The sequence below is a fragment of the Paenibacillus sp. J22FR5 genome (genome assembly GCF_059691975.1).
Genome location: NZ_JCAUAN010000021.1, coordinates 63,457 through 87,371, shown reverse-complemented (window position 1 = coordinate 87,371; position 23,915 = coordinate 63,457). Strand labels below are relative to the sequence as shown.

14 protein-coding genes are annotated in these 23,915 nt (G+C 44.2%); 1 reads left to right on the top strand and 13 read right to left on the bottom strand.

Annotation, left to right across the window (positions count from 1 at the left end; translation table 11 throughout):
* Positions 1-71: 71 nt before the first annotated feature.
* From AC58P7_RS23040 to AC58P7_RS23030, 3 genes are all read right to left on the bottom strand, one after another.
* On the bottom strand, positions 72-326 hold the full coding sequence (locus tag AC58P7_RS23040; RefSeq protein WP_497347101.1) for a hypothetical protein: 255 nt from the start codon (positions 324-326) through the stop codon (positions 72-74).
* 25 nt (positions 327-351) lie between these two features.
* Positions 352-6,366, bottom strand: a complete 6,015-nt coding sequence (locus tag AC58P7_RS23035; protein WP_497347030.1) for a polysaccharide lyase family 8 super-sandwich domain-containing protein — start codon at positions 6,364-6,366, stop codon at positions 352-354.
* 409 nt (positions 6,367-6,775) lie between these two features.
* Entirely contained in the window at positions 6,776-7,513 is a 738-nt protein-coding gene (locus AC58P7_RS23030) for a response regulator transcription factor (protein WP_497347028.1), read from the bottom strand.
* A 512-nt stretch (positions 7,514-8,025) separates the two neighbouring features.
* On the opposite strand from AC58P7_RS23030, the gene AC58P7_RS23025 reads away from it, so the two are divergent.
* Positions 8,026-8,247, top strand: coding sequence for a MerR family transcriptional regulator (locus tag AC58P7_RS23025; protein WP_497347026.1), 222 nt, complete (start codon positions 8,026-8,028; stop codon positions 8,245-8,247).
* Positions 8,248-8,776: 529 nt separating this feature from the next.
* On the opposite strand, the gene AC58P7_RS23020 is transcribed toward AC58P7_RS23025, so the two are convergent.
* The 10 genes from AC58P7_RS23020 to AC58P7_RS22975 all read right to left on the bottom strand — a co-directional run bounded on the left by AC58P7_RS23020 (position 8,777) and on the right by AC58P7_RS22975 (position 23,875).
* Positions 8,777-9,619: a carbohydrate ABC transporter permease gene (locus AC58P7_RS23020; RefSeq protein WP_497347024.1), complete on the bottom strand. Its 843-nt coding sequence runs from the start codon at positions 9,617-9,619 to the stop codon at positions 8,777-8,779.
* Entirely contained in the window at positions 9,609-10,562 is a 954-nt protein-coding gene (locus AC58P7_RS23015; protein ID WP_497347022.1) for a carbohydrate ABC transporter permease, read from the bottom strand. The genes AC58P7_RS23020 and AC58P7_RS23015 overlap by 11 nt, the downstream gene beginning before the upstream one ends.
* Before the next feature lie 73 nt (positions 10,563-10,635).
* Complete coding sequence (locus AC58P7_RS23010) at positions 10,636-11,970, bottom strand: ABC transporter substrate-binding protein (RefSeq protein ID WP_497347021.1); 1,335 nt, start codon at positions 11,968-11,970, stop codon at positions 10,636-10,638.
* Positions 11,971-12,110: 140 nt separating this feature from the next.
* Positions 12,111-12,851 (bottom strand): response regulator transcription factor, encoded by a 741-nt coding sequence (locus AC58P7_RS23005; RefSeq protein ID WP_497347019.1) that lies wholly within the window; start codon positions 12,849-12,851, stop codon positions 12,111-12,113.
* Between the two features lie 4 nt (positions 12,852-12,855).
* Positions 12,856-14,634 (bottom strand): sensor histidine kinase, encoded by a 1,779-nt coding sequence (locus tag AC58P7_RS23000; RefSeq protein WP_497347017.1) that lies wholly within the window; start codon positions 14,632-14,634, stop codon positions 12,856-12,858.
* Between the two features lie 326 nt (positions 14,635-14,960).
* Complete coding sequence (locus tag AC58P7_RS22995) at positions 14,961-17,564, bottom strand: DUF5054 domain-containing protein (RefSeq protein ID WP_497347016.1); 2,604 nt, start codon at positions 17,562-17,564, stop codon at positions 14,961-14,963.
* Positions 17,565-17,615: 51 nt separating this feature from the next.
* Positions 17,616-20,345 carry an alpha-mannosidase gene (locus AC58P7_RS22990; protein WP_497347014.1) on the bottom strand — a complete coding sequence of 910 codons (2,730 nt, stop codon included), beginning with the start codon at positions 20,343-20,345 and terminating at the stop codon, positions 17,616-17,618.
* A gap of 116 nt (positions 20,346-20,461) precedes the next feature.
* Positions 20,462-22,009: an extracellular solute-binding protein gene (locus AC58P7_RS22985; RefSeq protein WP_497347012.1), complete on the bottom strand. Its 1,548-nt coding sequence runs from the start codon at positions 22,007-22,009 to the stop codon at positions 20,462-20,464.
* Between the two features lie 51 nt (positions 22,010-22,060).
* Entirely contained in the window at positions 22,061-22,927 is an 867-nt protein-coding gene (locus AC58P7_RS22980) for a carbohydrate ABC transporter permease (RefSeq protein ID WP_497347010.1), read from the bottom strand.
* A gap of 21 nt (positions 22,928-22,948) precedes the next feature.
* The gene (locus AC58P7_RS22975; RefSeq protein ID WP_497347008.1) at positions 22,949-23,875 is read right to left on the bottom strand and encodes an ABC transporter permease; all 927 of its coding nucleotides are present in this window, start codon (positions 23,873-23,875) and stop codon (positions 22,949-22,951) included.
* Positions 23,876-23,915 lie beyond the last annotated feature (40 nt).

Sequence of the window (23,915 nt, the reverse complement as noted above, 5' to 3'; positions counted from 1 at the left end):
GAATCTAATCTGCCCAAAAACAAAAAAGGATCTGCCGCAAAGCAGATCCTCAACTATAGATTCTCGTTAGCTCAAAACGAAATATTGGCTGGAATTACATTATTATCTGCTTTCGTATTCCATGAGCTGCCGTGCTGCACATCCAATGCCCAAGAGCTCCATACTGAAATCGAAACACTCTCCGCAAGCCATGAAACCCGACTTTGCGACCTCGGGATCTTCACCCGGACTAAGCTTGTAGTCGATACAACTGATTTGTCTGCCGAAGTGTAATCGCTAAATTTCGCATTTACGCTTGTCGGCAATTGAGGTGCAGTTCCAGCAATTGTCGTTACAATTTGTTGATCAGTTTTACTTTTTCAACATGTTGTAGATAACTTGCGCTGCTTCGGCGCGAGTCGACACACCTTTTGGAGCGAATCTACCTTCTGCGCGGCCTTGAATCAATTGAAGCTTGGCAGCGGCATTGACATATTCTGTTGCCCAAGAGGACACTTCACTTGCATCTGAGAATTGGGCAGATGTTCCTGTTTGTGGAGCAGTGTTCAAGATTGCATAAGCACGCATCATCATGGTAACCATTTCTTCACGAGTAATTTGTGCATTCGGAGCGAAGAATGTTTCGCTCTTTCCAGTTACTATGCCTGCTTTAACAGCGATTGAAATATAATTAGCGTACCAATCATTGGAATCTACATCCGTGAATGAAATTTCAACGGTAGCTGTTAGCTTCAACGCTTGTACAAGAAGTTTAGTAAACTCGGCACGAGTTACATTGCCTTCAGGATTAAACGTTGTATCGCTAGCTCCACTAACAATTTGTTTAGCAACTAAATTCTTGATCACCGTAGATGCCCAGTGTGAACTTGGAACATCGCTATACGATTTGGTCACTTCCAAAACAGCATATTTACTGAAATGGCTGATTTGAGCTACAAACTCACCGTTCTCGAATTTGGCATCAATATATTCTAGCTTGCCATCGTCAGAGATGTAATACACACCAACTTTATTCGAATCAACACTAGCATCAACACTGAAATGAATCGTCATAGGTTGATCGAATTTCGACAAAGTGGCAATTGTATTGCCATTTACATCCGTTACAGACAATTTAAATTCGTAAACTTGACCAGTTAGCTTAATTTGAGAATTCGATGCCGTTTCACCTTTTGTTACGATGCTTGATGCTTCTGAATCTGTTAATGCATCAAATTTCAAGGAAACTTGGCTGCCTTTCAGTTCTTCAGCTGATAACGAACCCGTCAGTTTGCTTAGCAATTCAGTAGGAATATCCACAGAAAGGTTATCTGACTTAATCTCAAGCTTGTTCTGACCCAACAAATCCGCAGCATTGGCTGGCAATTTCACTTCTCTTGCATCCGACGCTACCTCTACAGTTATCTTCCCATCCTTACCTTCTGAAAGCTGATCCGCTGGAACAGTTACTGTATCTTTTTGATCTGTTACAGGTGGTACTGTACCAACGATGGTCACAGGTGTAGCGGATACCGTTATTTGCGCTGTTGCTTGCAGTCCCGTTCCTGCCACCATTCCATTTACGACAAAGGTGCCTTCCTGTGCATATTGCGTTGAAGCGATGCTATCCCAAACAACTAGTTTGGCTGCCGAAGTATTATCGCTATATTTCGCATTGACGCTTGTCGGCAATAGAGGTGCAGTTCCAGCAATTGTCGTTACAAACACTGGATCAAAACCAACGATGGTCACAGGTGCCGCGGATATCGTTATCTGCGCTGTTGCTTGCAGATCCGTCCCTGCCACCGTTCCATTTACGGCAAAGGTGCCTTCCTGTGCATATTGCGTTGAAGCGATGCTATCCCAAACAACTTCTTTGGCTGCCGAAGTGTTATTGCTATATTTCGCATTGACGCTTGTCGGCAATTGAGGTGCAGTTCCAGCAATTGTCGTTACAAACACTGGATCAAAACCTACGATGGTCACAGGTGCCGCGGATACCGTTATCTGCGCTGTTGCTTGCAGTCCCGTTCCTGCCACCATTCCATTTACGACAAAGGTGCCTTCCTGTGCATATTGCGTTGAAGCGATGCTATCCCAAACAACTGATTTGGCTGCCGAAGTATTATCGCTATATTTCGCATTGACGCTTGTCGGCAATTGAGGTGCAGTTCCGGCAATCGTCGTTACAAACACCGGATCAATACCCACGATGGTCACAGGTGCCGCGGATACCGTTATTTGCGCTGTTGCTTGCAGATCCGACCCTAACACCATCCCATTCACGGCAAAGGTGCCTTCTTGTGCATACGCAGATGAATCTATTGTGTCCCAGATCACTTGGAACGTCGCCGTAGACTCATCGTCATACCTAGCCGTAACCGTTGATGGCAAGCTTGGCGCTATGCCTTGGACCGTGTCGACGTTCACTGCCGCTATCGATGTAATCAAAGGAGGCGGCGGCGCTATTTCCCCATTGCCCATTTTTATGCGATCAATATCAAGGTTAGCAAGTGACGCGGTATCACCGCCGATTTTAATAAGAGACGTTCCCGTTCCAAGATTGTGGGCACTGGTCCAAACTTGTTGACCATCTACATATAAATCATAAGTGTAATCCGAATGAACGACGATCGTATAGTCATGATAAACAGTCGTATTCAACGTATAGACTTTACTCGGATTAGAGGCGGTGTTCTGCACAGTTCCAGTTGTACCATAGGTTAAGTACAAACTTATCAGATATTTTTCACTCCGGATTGTGAATTCGCTTAGCGTATTGGCAGCACCTACCTTAGCCCTTGCCTGGAATGTAAACGCTCCTGTTGGTGCTGTAAAATTGCTTTTAATTAAATAATAGGATCTATCATCTTGATCGAGAACCGTTATATAGCCATTCTTCTGCGTTACAGAGCCTATTCCTGTACCCTGAGTGAACCAGCCATTAACATAATTGCTTAATTCATCGTCAATCAAATTCCAATTCGCTACAAACGGAGAAGCGCCTATTTCATTCGAATTGATACCTTCGCCATTCTGATTATAGGCCGAGACGGCAAAGAAATACTGCGTTCCTTCGGTTAAACCGGAAATCGTAAAGCTGTTCGTCACACCCAAAGGTATTTTCTTCGTATATATGCCATTTGCTGTTCCGTATTTTACATAATAGCCCGTTGCCGAGCTTACGCTGTTCCAGTTCACTTTTACCGAGTGATTACCCGTTTCAACATTGGTTAATGTCGGGGCATCTGGCAAAGCCATCGTATGCGCCAGATTGAAGTTAGCGTGGATTGTCGCTCCTCTTGCGCCAGCCGTATTCACCGAAAATTTTATCGTTGGACTCAGTTGCGTAATGGTTATGTCGGAATCAGCTGCAATAACACCAGTCGCCGCCTCATTGATCTCTATCGTAATGGAGCCGGAATTGCTATGCGTCGGATCTGATACGGACACATCCAGGTTGCTAGATGTCTCATGGGTCATTACCGAAGCCTTCTTGTTGCTAGTAATCCAATCTCTTCCATCTACCTTCACCGTATGCGTGATATCGTTCCAGAAGTTGACTCCGACAATGTTCAGGGTATTTTCCTTAACCGCATGAACATCGGGGGAATTTTCCAGAATCGTCACATCGGGACTGTTGGCATAATCGGCTGTCTGCGTAGCAGAGCGATTCGGAAGCGTAACATATTGATAGGTTCCATTATTCGGATTGGCACCATGATCAAACCAAAACGTTAAATAATTGCTCGTAATGAGTGTATCTAACGTTCCAGGTCTTCCGTCGATAGCCGTATATTTCCCTGATCTTGCTTCTCTCAGAGCATGCACACTGGCTGCCTCAGGGAAATAATACCCGATATCCGAGCCGGCTGTATCCCCCGCCAAATGTGCCCAGTTCACTGCATTCAGTGTGTCCGTCCATCCTAACCCCATAGGCTGGGCTGTACCGTCAACGGTAAAGACATTATTTCCGCTGCTATTAATCTTACGGTTATCTATGATCGTCTCGATCGTTCTGTTATCAGTGCTCGTAATTCCCGAGCCTATTGCAACGATTTCATTGTCGAACATAAACCAAGATTTCTTAGCCGTAAGCGTGCTGTTAGTGTCGTCCAACTCCATCCCTGTTGCGCCGAATTGCCCTAAGATTTCCGTGCCTCCTACCCAATCCTTACCTAATTTATTTCCTCCCCCGTTCGATCTTACCAGCGTATCCACCGTGGTCCCAGGTAATCGATATGGATTAACCGTCGGCCAGAAATCATCGCTAAACTGGCCAAGGTCGCTATTATACAGGTAGGTCATACCATCTCCCGTATGCCAGCCCTTTAAATTCTCCGAATTTATGGATTCGTAATTCGCGGTGCGGCTGGAAAACATTTTCAGAGCCATGCTGTAATCTGGACGACGAACAACAGCCTCGTCCATATTCGCAAACTGCCAGAAGCCATTCGGACTATTCCGAGCGATAACCTCCGAATTATTGATTATTCCCTTACCGAGTACGATCTGTTCGATAGAGGAATTCAAGAAGAAGTTCGCGTATGTATCCGCTTCTATCCAGTGCTTCACCATGCTCTTGAAATTCGCTGCGTGAGTACTAGGGGCCATCTGGGATAATCGAAGTACCGCTTTCGTAATCCGTTGCCCCGCAAGATGATCGGTTACATATGAACGCGAGATTTCCCGCCCTCTCGTCATGTCCATTGCAAGACCTTTATACATGATAGGTTCAAAAGTATCGTAGACCCAATGATAGACATTATCAACCTTCGGATCAGTAATCGACCAAGTTGAGCCGTCCAATAAATAGAGCAAGTCGGAAATGCTTTCTAGCATGGTCGCACCATATCCTCCGCTATAGGCGATGATTTCGTGCTGAATGAACGAACCATCCGTGTAAAACCCATCTCCGGAAGTAACATACGTGAATACATTGCTCAGTCCATCCCGCGCATTGGCGATCTTAGCGCTATTCTTCACGATGATTCCGCGAACCGCAATGACCTGGCTTTGCCATACCCGATTGGCAGCAGTCATGTTAACAGTAGGCGTAAAATGATCCACTGCGTTCATATAGTTATTGATCTGCGTTGGCGATAATTGGTTATATAGCAGAACGACAGTCTCGTTAAGCGCAATGGGTGCCCCAATTTTCCAATCCCACCAGTTATCGTATGAATTAGTAACATTCTCGTTGTACCGCTTCACATACATCCAATCCAGAGCGCTGATAATATCCGTCAGAAGTGCGGCATCGCCATATAGCGTTGACCCCTTCGTCGAGTAGGCGATGGCCAGATCCTCCAGACGTGTGTATCCTGAAGTGATTTCCGCGGATTTCGTACCAGTGCCCAGATCGCTCCATAGATAGCTTCTATTCGCTGTTTTATCCATAGTGGCCCAAGAGGCTTGTGCATTCGTGGTGATAGATGCAATCTGATTCGCTATTTCTGCATCATTCGTATCGAAGGTTGTTCCACCGTTCAACATGACCTTCAGCTTTTCTCGGAGTCTGTCATATTCATCCGTAGCCACCGTGACGTTCGCCTTCGCTCGTAGTGCCGTTCCCGATACAACGCCATCAACGACGAAGATGCCCTCTTCTGCGTATTGCTGAGGATTAATGGTATCCCATGTAACTGCTGCTAATGCCGTCGTTGAGTCATCGTAGACAACCGTAACGAACCCAGGAAGAGGGGGAATGGCTCCCGGAGAAGCGCTTACACTTACCGGCAAAATAGATGTGATCTCGGCTGCTTTTACAGGTATGATCTCACCTCTGCCCATTTGGAAATAATCAAGCTGGATATCTGCAAACGAAGCAGTATCTCCGCCGATTTTAATTACCGACGATCCTCCCGTTCCATTAGCGGCCCCAGTCCATCTTTGGATGCCATCCACATATAAGTCATAGGTGTAATTCGCATGAACGACAACCCTGTAATCATGATATACCGTCGTATCCAGCGTATAGGTTTTGCTAGGGCTCGACGCTTTGTTCTGAGCGGATCCCGAGGTTCCGTACGTTAAATAAAGACTGATAAGATAACTCCCGCTTCGAACAGTAAATTCATTCAACGTATTGGCTGTACCCACCTTCGCCCTTATTCCGAATGTAAAAGCACCTGTAGGCGCAGTAAAATTGTTTTTGATCAAATAGTATGATCTGTCACTTTGGTCGAGGATGGTAACATAGCCGTTATTTTGCGTAATTGATCCGACACTCGTCCCCGTTCCAGTCCATCCCGCCACGTAATTGTTAAGATCGTCATTGATCACATCCCATGACTCAGACGCGTGGGTTTCAAGAGGCTTGACCAATATTCCATAGCTAAAAATCATTGAAAAACAAATAAAGACCAGAACGATCTTTCTATACATGTCTGTTCATCCCCCTTTTGCAATTTTGTTAAAACGCTTACATAATAAATTATATTAAAAAAATAACGTCGGCATAATGACACTCTATCCAGAATACACCCAAAATCGTAAGGACATTAATGACAGGCTCACCAAAAAAAGCTTCTTAGGTGTCGAGTAGTTGGAATTATTCAGATAATCGCACCATGCCAAATTTGCTAGAAAAGGTGAAGTGTTTTCTAGCTGAATAAATATGTTCAAGTCTCTTATATGTGTTAAGTATGCCGAAATTACCGATTGATTTTCCTTATGAAGCCCTTTCCGGACTTGTTCTAGTCTTTCTGCCTGCTTCTAATGAAGGTAGTTGTTCGTACCCACGAAGAGCATTAAGCGTGTACCTGTTAATTGAGGCCAAAATGGTAAGATGTTTTTACTGCTCCCTGTACTCATTTGGCGTTGTACCCGTTTGTTGCTTAAAGACGAATCGAAAATATTTAGGATTAGCGAAGCCGCACATCATCGAGATATCAGGCACCTTAAGCATCGTTTCTTTAAGCAGCTTCTTTGCTTTATCCATCCTGCGTTCCATCACATAATCGGATAGGTTCTGGCCTGCCTCGCGTTTAAACATATCAGATAAATATTTGGGATGGAGGTACACGCGCTCGGCAAGAAATTGCAAGGACAGATCATGGTCTACGAATTCATTCACCAGCTCCTTTACCTTGCGGATCAATGATCGTTCCTTATCCTCATTCTTCTCTCCGGCGGAGGATTGGGCTCCCTCTTTTTTCGTTTCTGCCTGCATTTTAATTTTATTTATAACCCGCGCTAGCTCCATGCGATCAATGGGCTTGAGCAAATAATCCACAACGCCGTAGCGAAGAGCTTCCCTTACATAAACGAAATCCTCATATCCGCTAATAATAACGAACGAAATATCGGGATGAGATTCCTTGGCCCGCTTCAACATCTCGATTCCGTCCATGACGCCCATGCGGATATCGGTTATAACGACGTCAACACCTTCTTGTTTTTTTAACCAGTCCAGGGCTTCTTTACCGTTTGCCGCTTCTGCCACCTGCAGCTGCTCAGGGACTATTGACTCCACAAGATTACGAATGCCCTGCCTGATCTTGGTTTCGTCCTCGACCAACAAGATCTTCATTGCTTATTCCTCCCATGAAACGTTATTCTAATATATTAAAATTCTTCTATCGAGAAGCAAAATGGGTCATTTATCTCAGAAAGAAGAACGCTCTTTAATTGTTCTGTTTCAAAATATTTTTTATTATCGCGCATAGTTGGATTTATATGATTACTTGAAAGTTCATCAACATTTCCAAGATGAAACTTGATTTAGTCCATCTAAGTCATTGAATTAACGCAGAACAATAGCTCATTAAAACAGGAGGAGGCTGCCGACAGTATAGGTCGACAGCCTTCTCAGCTAAAGGGCGTTCACCGAGAGCACCCTCATACAGTTGATTGGCGTTAATCGCGAATCAGCCGTTTTATATATATGAAGTAATCCGCTCTTGACGGATTTTTGGATTCTCCAATCGTCTGCTGGAAAGTCGGAACGGTTCAAAGCAACCACCTGCCCGTTCTCTGACAGCAATTTCCGGTTAGTTCCAACCCGATCCCGGCGTTTGCGCCAGTAATTAGTGCGGTATTTTCGTGATTAAGCAAACCGCCGAGCAAACCGATATTTCCGAGGATACGATCCGTTATTACGAAAAGATCGCGCTGCTGCCCCGGGCGGACCGGAAAGACAACGGGCACCGCGTCTACCGGCTGGAAAACATCAATACGATCCGGCTGATATCCTGCCTAAAAAAAACGGGGATGCCGCTGGAGGATTCGCTTCGCTGCAGCAGGTCGTCGATTTTATTGGCATGAAGTTAGAAGAAGGGAGACATCGCCGTGACTGCTCGGACGAAGCCAGGACGGAGTGTCAATGAAAACGATGGGAGAACCGAAACCAAAGCCCGTCTCGCCCGTTGAGATGAGTTATTTTTCCGTATCGGCAAAGCGGGCAAATCATCGGCTTCCATAAAATCAGCTCACAAGAACAAGGGGGTGTACTAGCGAAGCTGCCACCACCAGCAAACATCTGTAAAGATCTGTTTGTAAAAAGTTCTGGTTTTCGATGCGTGGCGACACGTTTACTTACCAAGGCTCTGATGGCTTGGCTTCCCCCATTATGTCCATTCATCAATGTGGACTTACAAGAGCCCGAAGCCCACATACTTGTTGCTGCGACAACCCTATCACAAATTGCAATGTTCAACATTCGTCCGCCACCTTCTCTAGAAATGTTAATGCATACTGTAATTATAATTACAGTATGCATTGTCAAGTGAAGGTTGAAACACATTCGAGGCATCCATATCATATGGACTCCTCAATTCTTCTTCTATTTCTACTTCTACTTCAAACCTGTCGTTGCAATCCCATCAATGAATTTCTTTTGAGCCAAGAAGAATACGAGTAAGAGTGGAACTGTAGCCATAACAGAAGCCGCCATGAGCAAATGCCAGTCCGTCCCTGCTGTATCCGTGAATAACTTCATCGCGATCGGAAGCGTAAACAGCTTAGACGAGCTGATATAAATTAATGGATCGAGAAAGTCCTCCCAGCTATTTAAGAAGGTAAAGATAGATAATGTAGCGAAAGCCGGCGTAGCCATCGGCACCATGATTCGCCAAAAGGTTTGCCAAGGTGTACTGCCATCAATTTCAGCAGCTTCATCTAGATCCTTAGGGATCGTGATGTAGAACTGACGAAGTAAGAACACCCCGAAGATTCCACCTGCCCCCAGCATCGGTGGAATGATTAGAGGGAAGTGATTGTTCACCAGTCCCAGCTTCGAGAACCAAATAAAGTTCGGAATAATCGTTACCTCATTCGGGATCATCATCCCGCTTAGCAGAATGAGGAAGAAGACATTTTTGAAAGGAAAGGTAATCTTGGCAAAAGCAAATCCAGCTAACGCACCGAAGATGCACGTTCCGACCGTCACCAATATCGCGATGTAAAGACTGTTCGCATAGTGCAGTAAGAATTGCGGTTGCGTTGAGAAAACCTGCGAGTAGTTAGACCATACAATTGGATGCGGTATCCACTGCGGTGGAAATGAAAATATTTTCGACTGTTCCTTGAGTGAGGTTGTCAGCATCCAAACAAACGGCATCAAAATCACGGCTGAGACAATCGTTAGAAGAACATAGGTAAACGTATTACTTAGCATCCGTATGGATTTATTGCTCATGGTGCACCCACCTTTTTCTGAAATTCCACTGCACCATCGTGAGCACCAGAACTAGGAAGAAGAGGATAAACGCGACGGCAGATGCGTAGCCCAGATCATACGTTTTGAAGGCTAGCTTATAAATGTAATACACAAGTACGCTTGTGCTATTACCAGGGCCGCCATCCGTCATTACACTGATCTGTGAAAACACTTTAAGTGAGCCGATTAAGGTAATGATCAGGGTTAGAAATAGGGACGGTGAAATCATCGGTAATGTGATTTTGGTGAACTGCTTCCATTTCGTAGCACCATCAATGGTTGCCGCTTCATAGTACATCTTCGGCACGTCTTGAAGCGCTGCGAGGAAGATAACCATGTTCATACCCACTTTTTTCAGTACGCTGACCACAATAACGACCGGCATCACCAGCTTCGTATTATACATCCAGGCAGGTCCTGTTATACCGAAGAAATGCAATATCTGATTCACCAGTCCAGCATCCGTTGCAAATACATATTTCCACACAATGGCCCACACGATAATGGACGTGACGACTGGGGTGAAGATAGCGGTACGGAAGATGCCTACACCGGGAAGTTTTGTCGATAATAATAAAGCTAGTCCTAAAGCGAGAATGAGATTGAGCGGGATCAGTCCTGCTGAGAAATACAACGTATTCTTCACAGAAGTCCAGAACAGTTCGTCCTTCGTGATAACCTGCACATAGTTATCTACACCAACAAATTTTGTTGCATGCAAGAGCGAATAATCGGTAAAGCTAAGTCCAAATGCGCTAATAATCGGTCCTGCCATGAAGATCAAGAAACCAAGCATCATCGGAGCAATAAACAAATATCCATAGATCGCATTTCTGCGTTTAATTCTACTAAAGGCATTCTTTTTTTTCTTGATTTCGGTTGTTGCAGGCACCTCGAGGGTGGCCGTTCTATATATTTCCATAGTGTAGTCTCCACTCCTTTGTAAGACAATGGCCAAGCTGTTTCGGCTTGGCCACAGTTTCTAATTCATTCGATTATTGGGCAAGAACCGTGTTTACATCCGTTTCCATCTTTTTCAAGATGTCAGGAATTGTACCTGCTTGCGTATAGATCGCATCGAAATGCAGCTTCATTTTGTCATCAATTTTTTGGAAGTTAACGAAGCCCTGACGTACGCGAGCCGCTGCCATTTGATCCAATACGGCAGTTTTCATGCTCTCAGGAGATGGTCCTTGCTTCAAGAAGGCGTCAGAGTTCAGAACGGATTTACGGCTTGGCACGAAGTATTGTGAAGTGATTCCCATGTTCTCTTTATTACTCAAGTATTTCACAAACTCAATCGCTTCGGCTGTGTTTGCGTTACCTTTTGGAACCATGTAAGCTGCGTATCCAAGCGTTGTTCCTTGGCCGCCTGCTGCTTTCGGCATTGGTGCGATATCCCATGCGAAATCTTTAATTGCTTTGGCTTTACCCATATAGCTGAGCAAATCCTGTTGCATCCCGATTTTGCCGGATTCGAACGTTGTTTGGTCACCTGGCTTCGGATGCACCTTTGTTTTGAACATTTCATCACTAAACATTTGCAGCGCTTGCTGGCCTTGTGGCGAGTTCAATGCCAATTTCTTGCCATCCTTGGTGAAGAAGTCCGAACCATATGCCCAAACCAAGGTCTGTAAGGACTCAATCCAGCTTGGTCCCCAACCGCCTGGACGAATCAAGTTAACCCCGTAAATACCTTTATCCGGTTGCGCGATCGCTTGTGCCGCTTTATTCATTTCATCATACGTCCAGTTGCCTTCCTTATATAGCTCAGTAGGCGTTTTCAATCCTTTTTCTTTAAACAGGTTTTTATTGTAGTACATCATGTTTGGCGGTGTGGAGAATGCGACACCATACATTTTGTCTGCTTTGGTTACAAGCTCTAACGTCGATGGGATGAGATCGCTTGCATCATACGCCGCATCCGATTTAATGGATGAAAGATCTTCCATTTGTCCTGCTTCAAGGAATTGTGGAATCCCTCTTTCAAGCATCCAGATCACGTCTGGTGCTGTTTTGGACGCTAACATAACAGACATTTTCTGTAGGTAATCTGCCGATGGAATGATCATCACTTCCACGTCAACGTTCGGTTTAATTTTTTTATAATTAGCGATCATGTCTTCATACATTTTCTTGTGCGCGTCACTTCCCCAAATACTGAAAGTAAGCTTAACGTTCTTTGCCGGTGCTTTCGTTGCTTCTGCTGCTTTAGAGTTTGCCGGAGCTGTTGAGGCTGTGGAGGATACCGTATCTTTCGAGCTGCTGCAACCTGCAATGAAACTACTAACTAACAAAACGGATGTCGTTAAGAGTAGTGCTTTCTTCATCGTGTTTAGTCCCCTTTTTTCTTCATGTGGTGTGAAGCGCTTACACACCTTATTATAAACCCTGACCAAATTCAGGATAACGCCATAAAATCCATAAAAGGTTCAATATAGCAAGGTCTTCGAGAGCAATAACAGATCTATTATTGCTCTCGAAACTCCGAAGGGGTGCATCCGCTATGCTGTTTGAAGAGAGCTGCAAAGTATTTATGATTAGCAAAACCACACATCATGGCAACCTCTGCGACCTTCAATGTCGTTTCCTTCAGCAGCTTTCTCGCCTTCTCCATGCGCCGTCCTGTCACGAAATCAGACAAGTTCTGTCCTGTTTCCCGCTTGAACACATCGGATAAATATTTCGGATGTAGATACACGCGCTCTGCGAGGAACTGCAAAGAAATCTCCTGATTGAGATATTCATTCACAAGCTCTTTGATTCTGCGAATTAATAAGCGGTCCTTATCATCATGCTCGACGGTTTCCGTGGAGATCGTTCCCCGTTGCCTCGTAGCATTCATCTGCTCACTAATTTTCTGTAGGACTTGCGCTAGCTCTACGCGCTCAATTGGCTTCAATAAGTAATCACTGACGCCATATCGCAGCGCTTCTCGGGCATAAGCGAATTCATCATAGCCACTGATCACGACAAATAAGAGGCTGGGGTGAGATTCCTTTGCTCTTTTGATCAGCTCGATCCCGTTCATTTCGCTCATCCGAATATCCGTAATAATAAGATCGACTTGATCTTGGGTTTTCAACCAATCCAACGCCTCTCGGCCGTTACTCGCTTCTGTAATTCGCAACTTAGACGTAATCACGTCTTCAATGATTTTCTTTAAGCCCTGCCTAATTTTAAATTCGTCTTCTACAAGCAAAATGTTCATCGAATTATTCCTCCCATTGAAATGGTAGTCGAATACAGAAGGACGTACCTTCGGGACCCGTATGTATGATAGACAAGCCAAAGGACTCTCCATATAAAATTACCAGGCGCTGATGAATGTTACGTAAGGCGAACCCTTTCGTTTTCTTCTCTGAAAGCAAGCCAGATTGTTGCCGTTCTGGTTCAGTTAAGCGGTGTTCTATCATTTTTCTGCGTTCTGGATCAATGCCTTTCCCGTTATCCGTCACATAAATATAGAGATCCTGCGCCTCGGCTCGCGATGTAATTTGAATCGTGATCGGCTCTTTGCCTAGACCATGTTCAATGGCATTTTCAACTAAAGGCTGCAGAATTAGCTTCGGAACCATCACGTATTCATGGGAGAAATCCACATGTATTTCAGCGATAAGCTGATCCTCCAGACGAAAGCTTTGAATATTCAAGTAGTTTTGAACGAATGCCAGCTCTTCCTTTAAATAAACGAATCTCTCCTGCTTATTCACCGTATACCGCAATAGCTTCCCAAGGCTCGTGATTACTTGAGACAGCTCGTTATTTCGTTCTTTTACCGCAACCATATTGATCGATTCTAGCGTATTGTACAGAAAGTGCGGGTTGATCTGGCTTTGCAGCGCATTCAATTCCGAATCCTTCTCTCGTAATCGCAGCTCATACATTTCTTTAATCATAATATCGAGCTGGGAAACCATGCTGTTAAAGCCTTCCGTCAGCAAGCCAATTTCGTCATTTGAATACACCACGGCCCGTTCTTGGAAATCTCCGCTCTGGACACGGCGCATTTTGCGGTGCAGATGAAGCACAGGCTTCACAAGTCGATTTGAAGTAATTACAGCGGCCATAAAAGCGAAAATCAACGAGAATGCCGAGATCCACAGGGTAAAGCTGGTTAGCTTACGGGCATCGGTCAGAAGATCTCCCTTTGGAATCGTACCTACAATTTGAAGGCCTCCATAGGCCGTTGTTCGCAACGATGTGAGTACATCGGAAGAGCTCATGCCAACAATATCTGCGTAGGAAGGGATCGATGCTTCTTCGGTGAACGGATAGATGGGTTGCAAGCTTTCATTGAAGACATACAGCTTACTGTTCTCAGAAACCTTGACGGAGGACAGGATTTTCTCAAAGCCTTTGCTCGTTAAATCAACCTTCACATACCCGAGCTCACGATTCGTAAGCGGATTCTTAATCAAGCGTGCAAAGGAAAGAGCTTCCTTCGGCTTCTCGAGGTAATAGTTCCACTCCACTGGAGGGAGAATGACCAATCCGCCATCCTTCTGTTTCACTTGTTCCATCCAACCTGCTGTACTGCGGTCCCAGTTTCCTCTAGTCGTTTCTGTCAGATTACTGAACAACGTCCCATCTAAACCGAATATGAACACTCCCTCTAGCTCGGTCCGATCAATAATGATGGAAGAAATCAGTTGATTCATTTTGGTCTGTTCATCTATGCCTGTATAGCTACCAGCTTCAGTAGCCACTTTATGTTTTTCTAAAATTTGCAATAAGTTCGGATCATAATATAGCGCAATAGTAATTCGCTCGATTTCTTTCACATATCGTTCCAAGTTAATAGAGAGCTGCTCAGCAATTTGATCCGAGTACGCTTTCGCATCTCTCTCGACATTTGTCGAATACTTCTGATAGGTTAAATAGCCACTAAATAGAAAAGGCAACGTAATCATTAGGCAAAATAAGACGAGAAATTTCATCCGCAAGGACACAAACGGCGTTTTCTTGAACTTCACGAGCTCCACCCGCTTCATATTCGTTTTAGTTACAGTAGGCAAAGTATAAATTGTCCCTATAAAATTTACAAGTTGATCTCGACATTTTTACAGTAGAAAAAGAGCCCCTACTTTAGGTGTGTTAATGCTGAGGAAGCGCATTAATACAACAAAAGGAGGCCCTTCTATAAGAGTTTACTAGAGTACAGCACGAACCGTCGTTATTTCTAATCACCAGCTAAAATTTTCAACACAAACATAGCAACCAGGATGGAGTTCCGCTGCGCTTCATCATGCCAGACGGTTGTGGTGCAAAGTTCTAATCCATGATACCATATTGCCTGCAGCACCGGTTTCAAGAACTTTCATGATTTCACACAACCAAATTTATTATTTAGGCCAAAACGAAGCTTCATTGTTTTAATTTCAAAAGGATTCATTGTCACTATGAGGTGATCTCTATTGAATTCCACTACCGTTTCCTTGTTTCTTTCGACAAGATCGCATTCTTTTACATCTTGGATGGATTCAGTGAACGGAAGTTTCACAGATGTGCGCAAGTCCAACAGATTTTGGAATCGTAAAATATATTCATCACCCTGCTCCGCTTTTTTGAAGGATAAGATTTGGATATCCTCAACGCCTTCCTTCAGGAAACTATAACGTTTGGGTCCAGCAGGATTCCAACCGGAAGTCACCTGAAGCGGTATGCATGCTTCTGCAGCCTGCTGTTGTACACGTCCTTCCTTCCAACCCCCAGCATGCGGCACCAACCGGAACGAATAGTGGAAGCTGCCGCTGATCCATTGCGGAAAGTTCGTCCCCCATTGATTATTAAATAAGTTAAAATGCAGGATAGGCTGCTGTGGCACATATGCTTTCGAATACTGGAATATTCCCTTCTCTCCAATCGAAAACAATGGTGTATCCAATGGAATGATAGTCAATCCTGCATGATCGTCTTGTACATCGACCCATTGACTCGTACAATGAAGGCGGGTATTAGCACCTTTCTCAATATCTTCAAGTGGATTCACAACACTGCCCAATTTTTGAAAACGATACTTCGGATGATCCGCGTTCAATGCAAATGTGAAATGTCCGCTTTCGGCAAATGCGGTAGACGCTTTATGATGAACGGTCACTTGCATATCGGCAAAAGAATGCCTTTCTTCCAAGCGGATCGATACACTTATCCCTTCGCCGTTTCCAAACTCCTCGTAGCTTTCATTTGGTGTAGTGAAGCTAATTTCAATTCTTCCCCAGCCCTCACCATTTGAGATCTTAACGTTAGTTACGTGCAGCTCATAACTCTTATGATCGATTCGGGGATAACCAGGTTTACCGAAATCGTTGATATACCAATCCGTTAGATCATAGCTGTATGTTTTTACAAAATCCAGAATCTCCTCTTTACCGTATACATCATATTCATATTGACCGAACCTTCCGTCTACCGCCCATTCCTTCTGATTCTTCTTATCATAAAAGCTGGTCATACAGCCTATCTGCCTACTGACTTCAATACGTATTGCATTGTTTTCCAAAATCGCATTACCAGCGTCATTAACTGCGATTGCACGTGAAGTAACGGGTTCTGTTCTTGCGGCATACTCAAAAGTACGGTAACCCATTGGCCCTAACTCGCCAATATACGCATCACCAGCTTCATTAACCGAATACGTTTCCTTCGTTTCTCTATCCATGAGTGTACCGCGCTTAAGATTATCCAGCGTGATCTTCACATTCTGACGTTCCCATGCAAGCGGGTTATACACACCAATGACATTAGAATCCTTAGTAATAAAAGGCTGAACCTCACTTAGTGCTTTTTGGGCTTGATCTACGTAGGTTTTCTGTTCGGCCCAAGATGCTTCTGTCTTGGCATAAGAGTCTGGGAACAACGCCCGGTCTTTCTCGATATTTTCCTTCCCAAAAGCGCGATGGCTGTTGCGGCCAGGTAACAAATTCGATTTAATATCAATTCCCCACGTATGTTCCCCAAAGAGCAGCGTGTGCTCATAAGCATCAGCAATTGAAAAGCTGTGATCCTCGCTGCTATATCCTTGCAGTTGTTCAAGTGTTGATAAGCTTTCCAATGTCGCTATGTCCGAACGCAGCCTCCGAACACGAGACACTTCTGCTGGATAGGTGCCTATTCCATGAATCCATGTATCTGCTAAATCTTTTCGAATCACAGGTATATCCTGAAAATCTCTGCCTATAAAATCAAGAGCGAAATCATCCATCGTCCCGATTTTCACCTCGGTGTCTGGACACTTCTTCGCAATGTCATCTAACAGCTCTTGCACCACATTGCCGTCCTGCGGACCAATGTTATCGTGCGTTTGCAGCAGCGCTATCCAAACGGGATATGGCCAGTCCTCCGGCGGAGTCAGGTCTGTCCCGTATGCTCCTTTGGAATAATAGGTTAATACTCTGCTGCCATCCGGTCCTTCCCAATGAAACAGTCGAGGCAGCTCGACAGGTGAAGAACAAGAATTTACGCCCAGATGCAAAAATTCAATGCCTGCATTTTTCAATAAGGTAGGCAGCATCCATGTGTGACCTGGTACATCCGTCATTTTGGCGGATACAGTGGTGTGTCCATATTCATCACGCAGCTTTTCCGAGACATATAACCCTCTAACATATTCTTCAGTGCCGCAAAACTCAGTGTGGGTCGTAAATGGAAGCCCATGCCAACGCAGTTGTCCGTTATGAATCAGCGCCTCCAGCCTTTCTTTTTTTTCTACATTGGAAGTATCCAAGCATTGCTTAAGCATCCATGCAGGAAGTGTCCAAACATAATGATGGTCCGGTCCATCCTTCTTCGTGTCTTCACATACAGCTAAAACGTCGTTCATCATCTCTTCTCTATATTGGGTGACGACATTGCTGGCTAAGTCGGTAAAACCCAAGTCTACGTGAGTTTTAAACACGACATAAATCTTCTCTAATTGTTTCACCGTTCTCTCCTCCGATATTGTATTTCCTTAAATACGTGCAGCAGAGCAGAATTAACGATTCATCCCGATCGTCACAATTTCACAAGAACCAATCGGTAGAGTCATTTGACCGTCCGTGTCAGATTCAATGCGATGCCCATAATCTTCCATAATTGAACTTTTATAAAAATAATAGTATGGCAGATTGGAACTAAGTTTCAATTCAGCCTTTTGGAAGTCCATGTTGTACCAACGAAGCAGCAGATCGTCAGTTCCTTCATTTATTTTCATCGAGGAGAAGGCCATCTTATTGCCTTCCCACTGGAATGGCGCAAACGTTGGTGCCATCCTTCCTTGGTGAATGTCTGTTTGGCATGAAGTCCACGGAATTTGGAACTGATAAGCTTTCGCATAGGCGCCCGACTGTACACCGTCTCCGTTATGTGGAATTATGGCTATACGGACGGTATGTTCGCCCTGACATTGCGCTTCAGGCGTAGGGAATAAGCCCCAGTCACCAAGCTCGCCAACCGCTCGAAGCAGTGTAACTGCAATTGTATTGCGACCATCGCGCAGAACTTCGTATTCATTCAAACCTAAATTGGCCACAACAAGACCTGCTCCTGCCTGGTTGATGTCAACGAATGCCTGCTGATGCTGTGTATTGCTTGGATTTTCCCATTTGGCTGCCGGCAAAATGTCCCTTTGAGGGATTTCAAACATGGAATCGACGCGGTGAACTTGCGTGTTCAGATCGGTTGGGAACAACATCCGCAAACGATGGTCTTTGGCCTGGTTGTTAAAGGTAGCGGAGATCTCTACCCCTTTACCGCTGCGGCTCAGACTTACAACCGTACGAATCTGCATCGGTACCATGCGTTCCGAGCGCTGTGCTTTCCGGTGTTGAAAATGAATCAAAGCGCGCTGCTCTTCTTCGAGCACTTCGTCAGCCGACGCAGGAATTTCCCAGTCGTGTACAATTTCAATAGAAGCCTGGTACGGTGTATCTTGTAACACCCGGATTTGTGCAACCACCCCATTGGTAGTTCGCGGCGTTTCGCCAGCAGGCTGTTTATATATATATTCGTTGCCGATATCCCCTGTATTCTCATACATGCCTAGCTCCCGGTAGATACGGCCATTTATCTTGTCTGTCAAGTTGAATGAACCGTTATCGGCGATTTCAATCTTAACCGCATCATTCTCAAGCACGCGGTCTCCCACTAGGATCGAGGAAGCAGGCATTTCAGCTTCACTTTTAACCCAAGCATAAGCCTTCAGCCCCAATGCAGGAACATTCTCCGCTTCAAAGGTAAGCTTCACCTTGCGGCACATATACGGCTGACGGAACTTATCCTCCGGCAGATCGTAACCGAATTGGAGTCCGAGATCTTGGGACGTGCATGGAATGGCACTCCCATTTTCATCCACAAGCATCATGCCTGAAAGATCAGCCGCTTTCACAATATCGCTGGCTTCCTCTTGCGTATATCCGTCACGGAAATATAAACGTAAAGCATCCAGCTCAATACTCACGACACCGGTTCGCTCCCAACCGGATGTATTCATAACAATGACGGGCAGGGCGTTGTCTCCCGTTCTGGCAAAGCCCGACGTATCGACAGCTTCAGCAATGGCTCGTTTGCTCTCATCTACGATCGCTTCCGCCACATGTCGGCTTTTATCGAAGCGCGTCACCATTTCCCGGTGCACATCATCTATAGAACAGCCACATATGCTGTCATGCGGATGGTTTTGCATCAGTGTTTTCCAGGCATACGTGAACAGATGATGCGGATATTTATCCCCAACTTGAAGGACATGCGCTAAAGCAGCCAGAGGTTCGGCTACTTTTTCGAGCATTACTTGTCCTAGCTGATTCATCTGCTTCAAATATACGCGGGCAGAAGCGGTGTTCACGAGTGTATTCCAGCCGTCTGTACGTTGACTGCGAAGCTCTCCTTTTACAATAGATAGCTCATGCTTCAGGGAACGCCGAACAGCCTGCAAGTAATCATTAAAATTTGAATGAATAAAGGTTGTTTCCGGATAAAGCTCGCGCGCGACTTGAATCGCTTCGGGCAATTCTAACTGAATGGGCTGATGGTCGCAGCCATTCATAAAGAGCAGTTCGTCCATCGATGCGTATTTCTCCACATCCGCCAGCTTCTGCTCCCAATATGCCTTCGCTTCTTCGCGATCAACAGGAATTTCCCATCCATTGTTATACCAGTTGGCAAACAGAATACCGAGTACTTGGGAACCATCGGGTCCTTCCCAGATCAGCTCCGAGAAGGAAGATTCGTAATCACCGTCAGACACGGTATTATTAAAACCTGTCGGTTTAACGCCACGGCCGAACAACACATTCGTAATCCCGGACTGCTGCATCAATTGCGGCGTCTGACCTACCAGACCGAACGTATCGGGAAAATAGCCTATTTTCGACACGGGGCCAAATCGATTCGCATCTTGATGTCCGATCTGCATATTTCTCACGTTGGCCTCGCCGCTGGTCAAAAATGCATCCTGCAGGATATACCAAGGACCAATCAAAATACGGCCGTCTTGAATAAATTTGGCCAATCTGTCCTTTTGATCAGGTCTAACCCCAAGATAGTCCTCAAGAATGATCGTTTGTCCGTCCAAAAAGAAGCTGCGATAATTCTGATCTTGATCCAGTTTATCCAGCAGCGTATCCACAAGCTTTATGAGACGAACATGATGCTTTTCATATGGCAAATACCATTCCCGATCCCAGTGTGTATGGGAAATGATATGCGCTGTTCTCTTTGTACTCATCGTTTAACTCCTCTCAATATGAACTCGTCATGTGTAAGTAAGGCCAACCGATTCGAATCGATTGGCCTTAGTCGCTTTTTAATTAGAGTGGACTTGAATCTGGATTGCCCATGTAGTTACTTCTTTTGTGCTAAGAAAGCATCTAATTGCTTCTGGTATTCTGCAAGAACCTTATCGATTCCCGCATCATTTAAACGGCTTAGGAATTTATCTTTTACAGTTGAGAAATCAACGATCCCATTCATAAGTGGACCTTGTGTTGAATACTCAGATGCAATTGCTGTGACCTTAGCCAATTCTGCTTTTACTGGCTCAGTGTTAATAGAGAATCCTATAAGTGGCGTTTGTACTGCGCCATTATCCCAGGTTTTAATGACATCAAGTTGAGCTGGAGTGATGTATTTACTGAATTTGTTATACCTCAAATCTGTCCAGGCCCAGCTTATCGGGAAATATTGTTTATCGGGTGAGATCCCCTCATAGGAAGCACTATTTCCGTTGGCCTTGAAGTTTACATCTTTAACACCCAAGGAGAATAAATCATAGTTTTCCTGACTGGTGTGTAACCAATTGACGAACGCTACTGCTTCTTTCGGATGTTTGCTTGATGATAATACCGACAACAGATTATCTGCACTAGTGTAGATATATTTGGGTTTATCCGATGCAAACTGTACAAATTCAAGCTCAGCACTAGGAAGATTAGTTTTTAGGGCATCAATTACTTCAGTGGGACGCAGGATATTAGAAGGCATCGCAGCCATTCTACCTTTAGCAAAATCTCCGTTTATGTCTTTGAACATATTAGGGTCACTCGGCAGATAGCCTTTTTTGTACAATTCTCTTGTTTTATTTACATACTGCTCATAAGCTTTTGAGGCATATAGATTTTTTACTTTAAGAGGTGTTTCATTCACGTCAATATAGAAGAAGCTTCCAGTAAAATCTCCATTGGCAAAATAACTTGGTGCTATGTCTCTGACTAGTCCTCCCGCTCCCCCTGCTAGTGGAGTGATCGTCGGATCATTGGTCTTAACTGCTTCCAGATACTTCTCGAAATCAGCCGAGCTTTTAATTTCCGGTAAGCCGTACTTTTTACGCAAGTCACCGCGAATTTGGAAAGTATCATTGCTTTGTGCAACAGGAACAACACGTGGAATTGCATAGGTTTTTCCGCCAACCTTAACTGCTTTCCATACAAAATCCGAAATATCTTTAAGTAACCCGGGACCGCTGCTTTGGAGAAGGTCATCAAGAGGCATTAACACATTCTTGCTTACACCTTGTGATAAATTAGAAATGTGAGTCCAAGTTAAGTCATAATTTTCTCCTGCTGCCACAACTAGACTTTGTTTGTTCGTGTATGATTCCCACGGTACAAAAGTATAGTTCAGCTTCATGTTTAAGCCGTCTGCTTTAAGCTTCTTTGCAATAGCTGCATTAACGGCTTCCAGATCCTTAGGCGGATCTCCCGGGAATAAGATATTTAGTGTAACTTCTCCCCCAGGTACTGTGGTTCCAGTGCTCGTTGCACCCTGCGCTTCCGACTTTTTAGGAGAATCAGAAGGCGTATTCGCATTGTTTGACGTGCTGCAACCAACTAATAGCGATGATACTAAAACAGTTGCAAATATGCTTCCCATAAAGCGCTTACTTTTCATCATGTTATTCGCTCCCTTTTTCTAATGATATATATATTGCCCGATATTCCGGAATCAACCCTTGATTGAGCCGACCATAATACCTTTGACAAAATATTTCTGCACATACGGATAGACGAGAATAATCGGTCCAATCGTAATTAAGAACATCGCGAAGACGATCGTTTCTGAAGGCATCCGAGCAGATGCAACATTCGAATGCTGACTCATATAAGCAATCATCGAATTAATACGATATAATAAGAACTGAACGGAGAACAGCTTCCGATCATCAATTAACCACAGGGACATCGTGAAATCATTCCAATAACTTAAGGAAGAGAACAGACCTACAGTGGCTAATATCGGCATAGACAACGGAGTAATAATTTTATAGAAAATAAACCAAGGGCCGGCTCCATCGATTTCTGCTGATTCTGAAAGCGCAGGTGAAATCGATTTGTAATAATTCCTAAGCAGAAAAATATTGAACGGATTTATCGCAATCGGCAGAATAAGGGCCCAAATCGTATTTTTCAAATGAAGGTAATTAGTGACTACAATGTACCAAGGAACGAGTCCTGCGCTGAATACAATGGGAATAAAGATGATCAGGGCAATGATGTTGCGATATTTCACTTTTTGCACGGACATCATATAGCCGAGCAGCGATGATAAGATTAATGAGATGAATGTACCTACAATTGTTACGATGATGGTGATTTTATAGGCATTCGTCACAATGCTGTCTTGGAAGATAATCTTATACGCATCTAATGAAAATAAATCAGGGATGAATTTGTACCCATTCAGAACGATAGAGCGTTCATCCGATATTGAGACCATTATCGCTAAGATGAATGGGACCAGAGTAACCAGAGAAAAGATAATGAATACCAAATAAATGAAAATATCCAGCCAGCCAAACTTGTTCTTCTTCAATGCAGTCACCTCTCTTGCTGTTTAAAATAAGGAATAGTCCTTATCATAGCGTTTTACTGCCCAATTGCTGCCTACGACTACAAGGAAGCCAAGGATGGATTGGCAAATTCCAATTGCAGTGATCATGCCGTATTCCTGTCCGCCATTGATTAAAGCGCGGTAGATATAGGTGTCGATCACATCCGTCGTTGAAAACAACAGCCCATTGTTCTCTACAATTGCATAGATGAGTGCAAAATCCCCGAAGAATATTCTCCCTATGGACAGCAGTGTCAAAATTATAATAGTAGGCACCAAGTTTGGCAGCAAAATGTACTGAATCTTTTGTACCCGAGAAGCACCGTCTAGAGAGGCCGCTTCCATCATCTCTTCATCAATGGATGTAATAACAGCGAGATAAATAATAACCGAGTATCCCACATTTTTCCATATACTTGCCGAAGTAATGATTTTCACCCAATATTGAGGCGAGGTATACCAATCAATCGACACCCCATGGAACATTTCAATCAACTCGTTCGCAAGCCCGTGTTCATTTTTGAAAATTAATAAGACTAATTTCCCAACAATGACGAAGGAGAAGAAATACGGTAAAAACAGGATGCTCTGGAACCATTTCTTCATTCCATTATTCTTTATTTCATTCAGTAGAACTGCGAAGACTACAGCGAGAATCGTTCCCCATAAAATTTGATTGAAATTGATCCAGAACGTATTAAATGTAATTCGCAGAAAGTCACCATTGGATAGAAAAAATTTGAAGTTATCCAACCCGATCCACGGACTTCCAAAAATCCCCTTCATCGGATTGAAATTTTTAAAGGCGATAATGATCCCCGGGTAAGGCAAGTAAGAGAAAGCAAATAAGATCAAGAGGCCTGGGAGCGCCATCAGATAATAGGCTCTGTTAGTCCACAACTCCCTTACAATGCTGTTGCTAATTTTCATTTCCACATCTCCTTTCTCTCGTTGTAATCGCTTCCCTTAT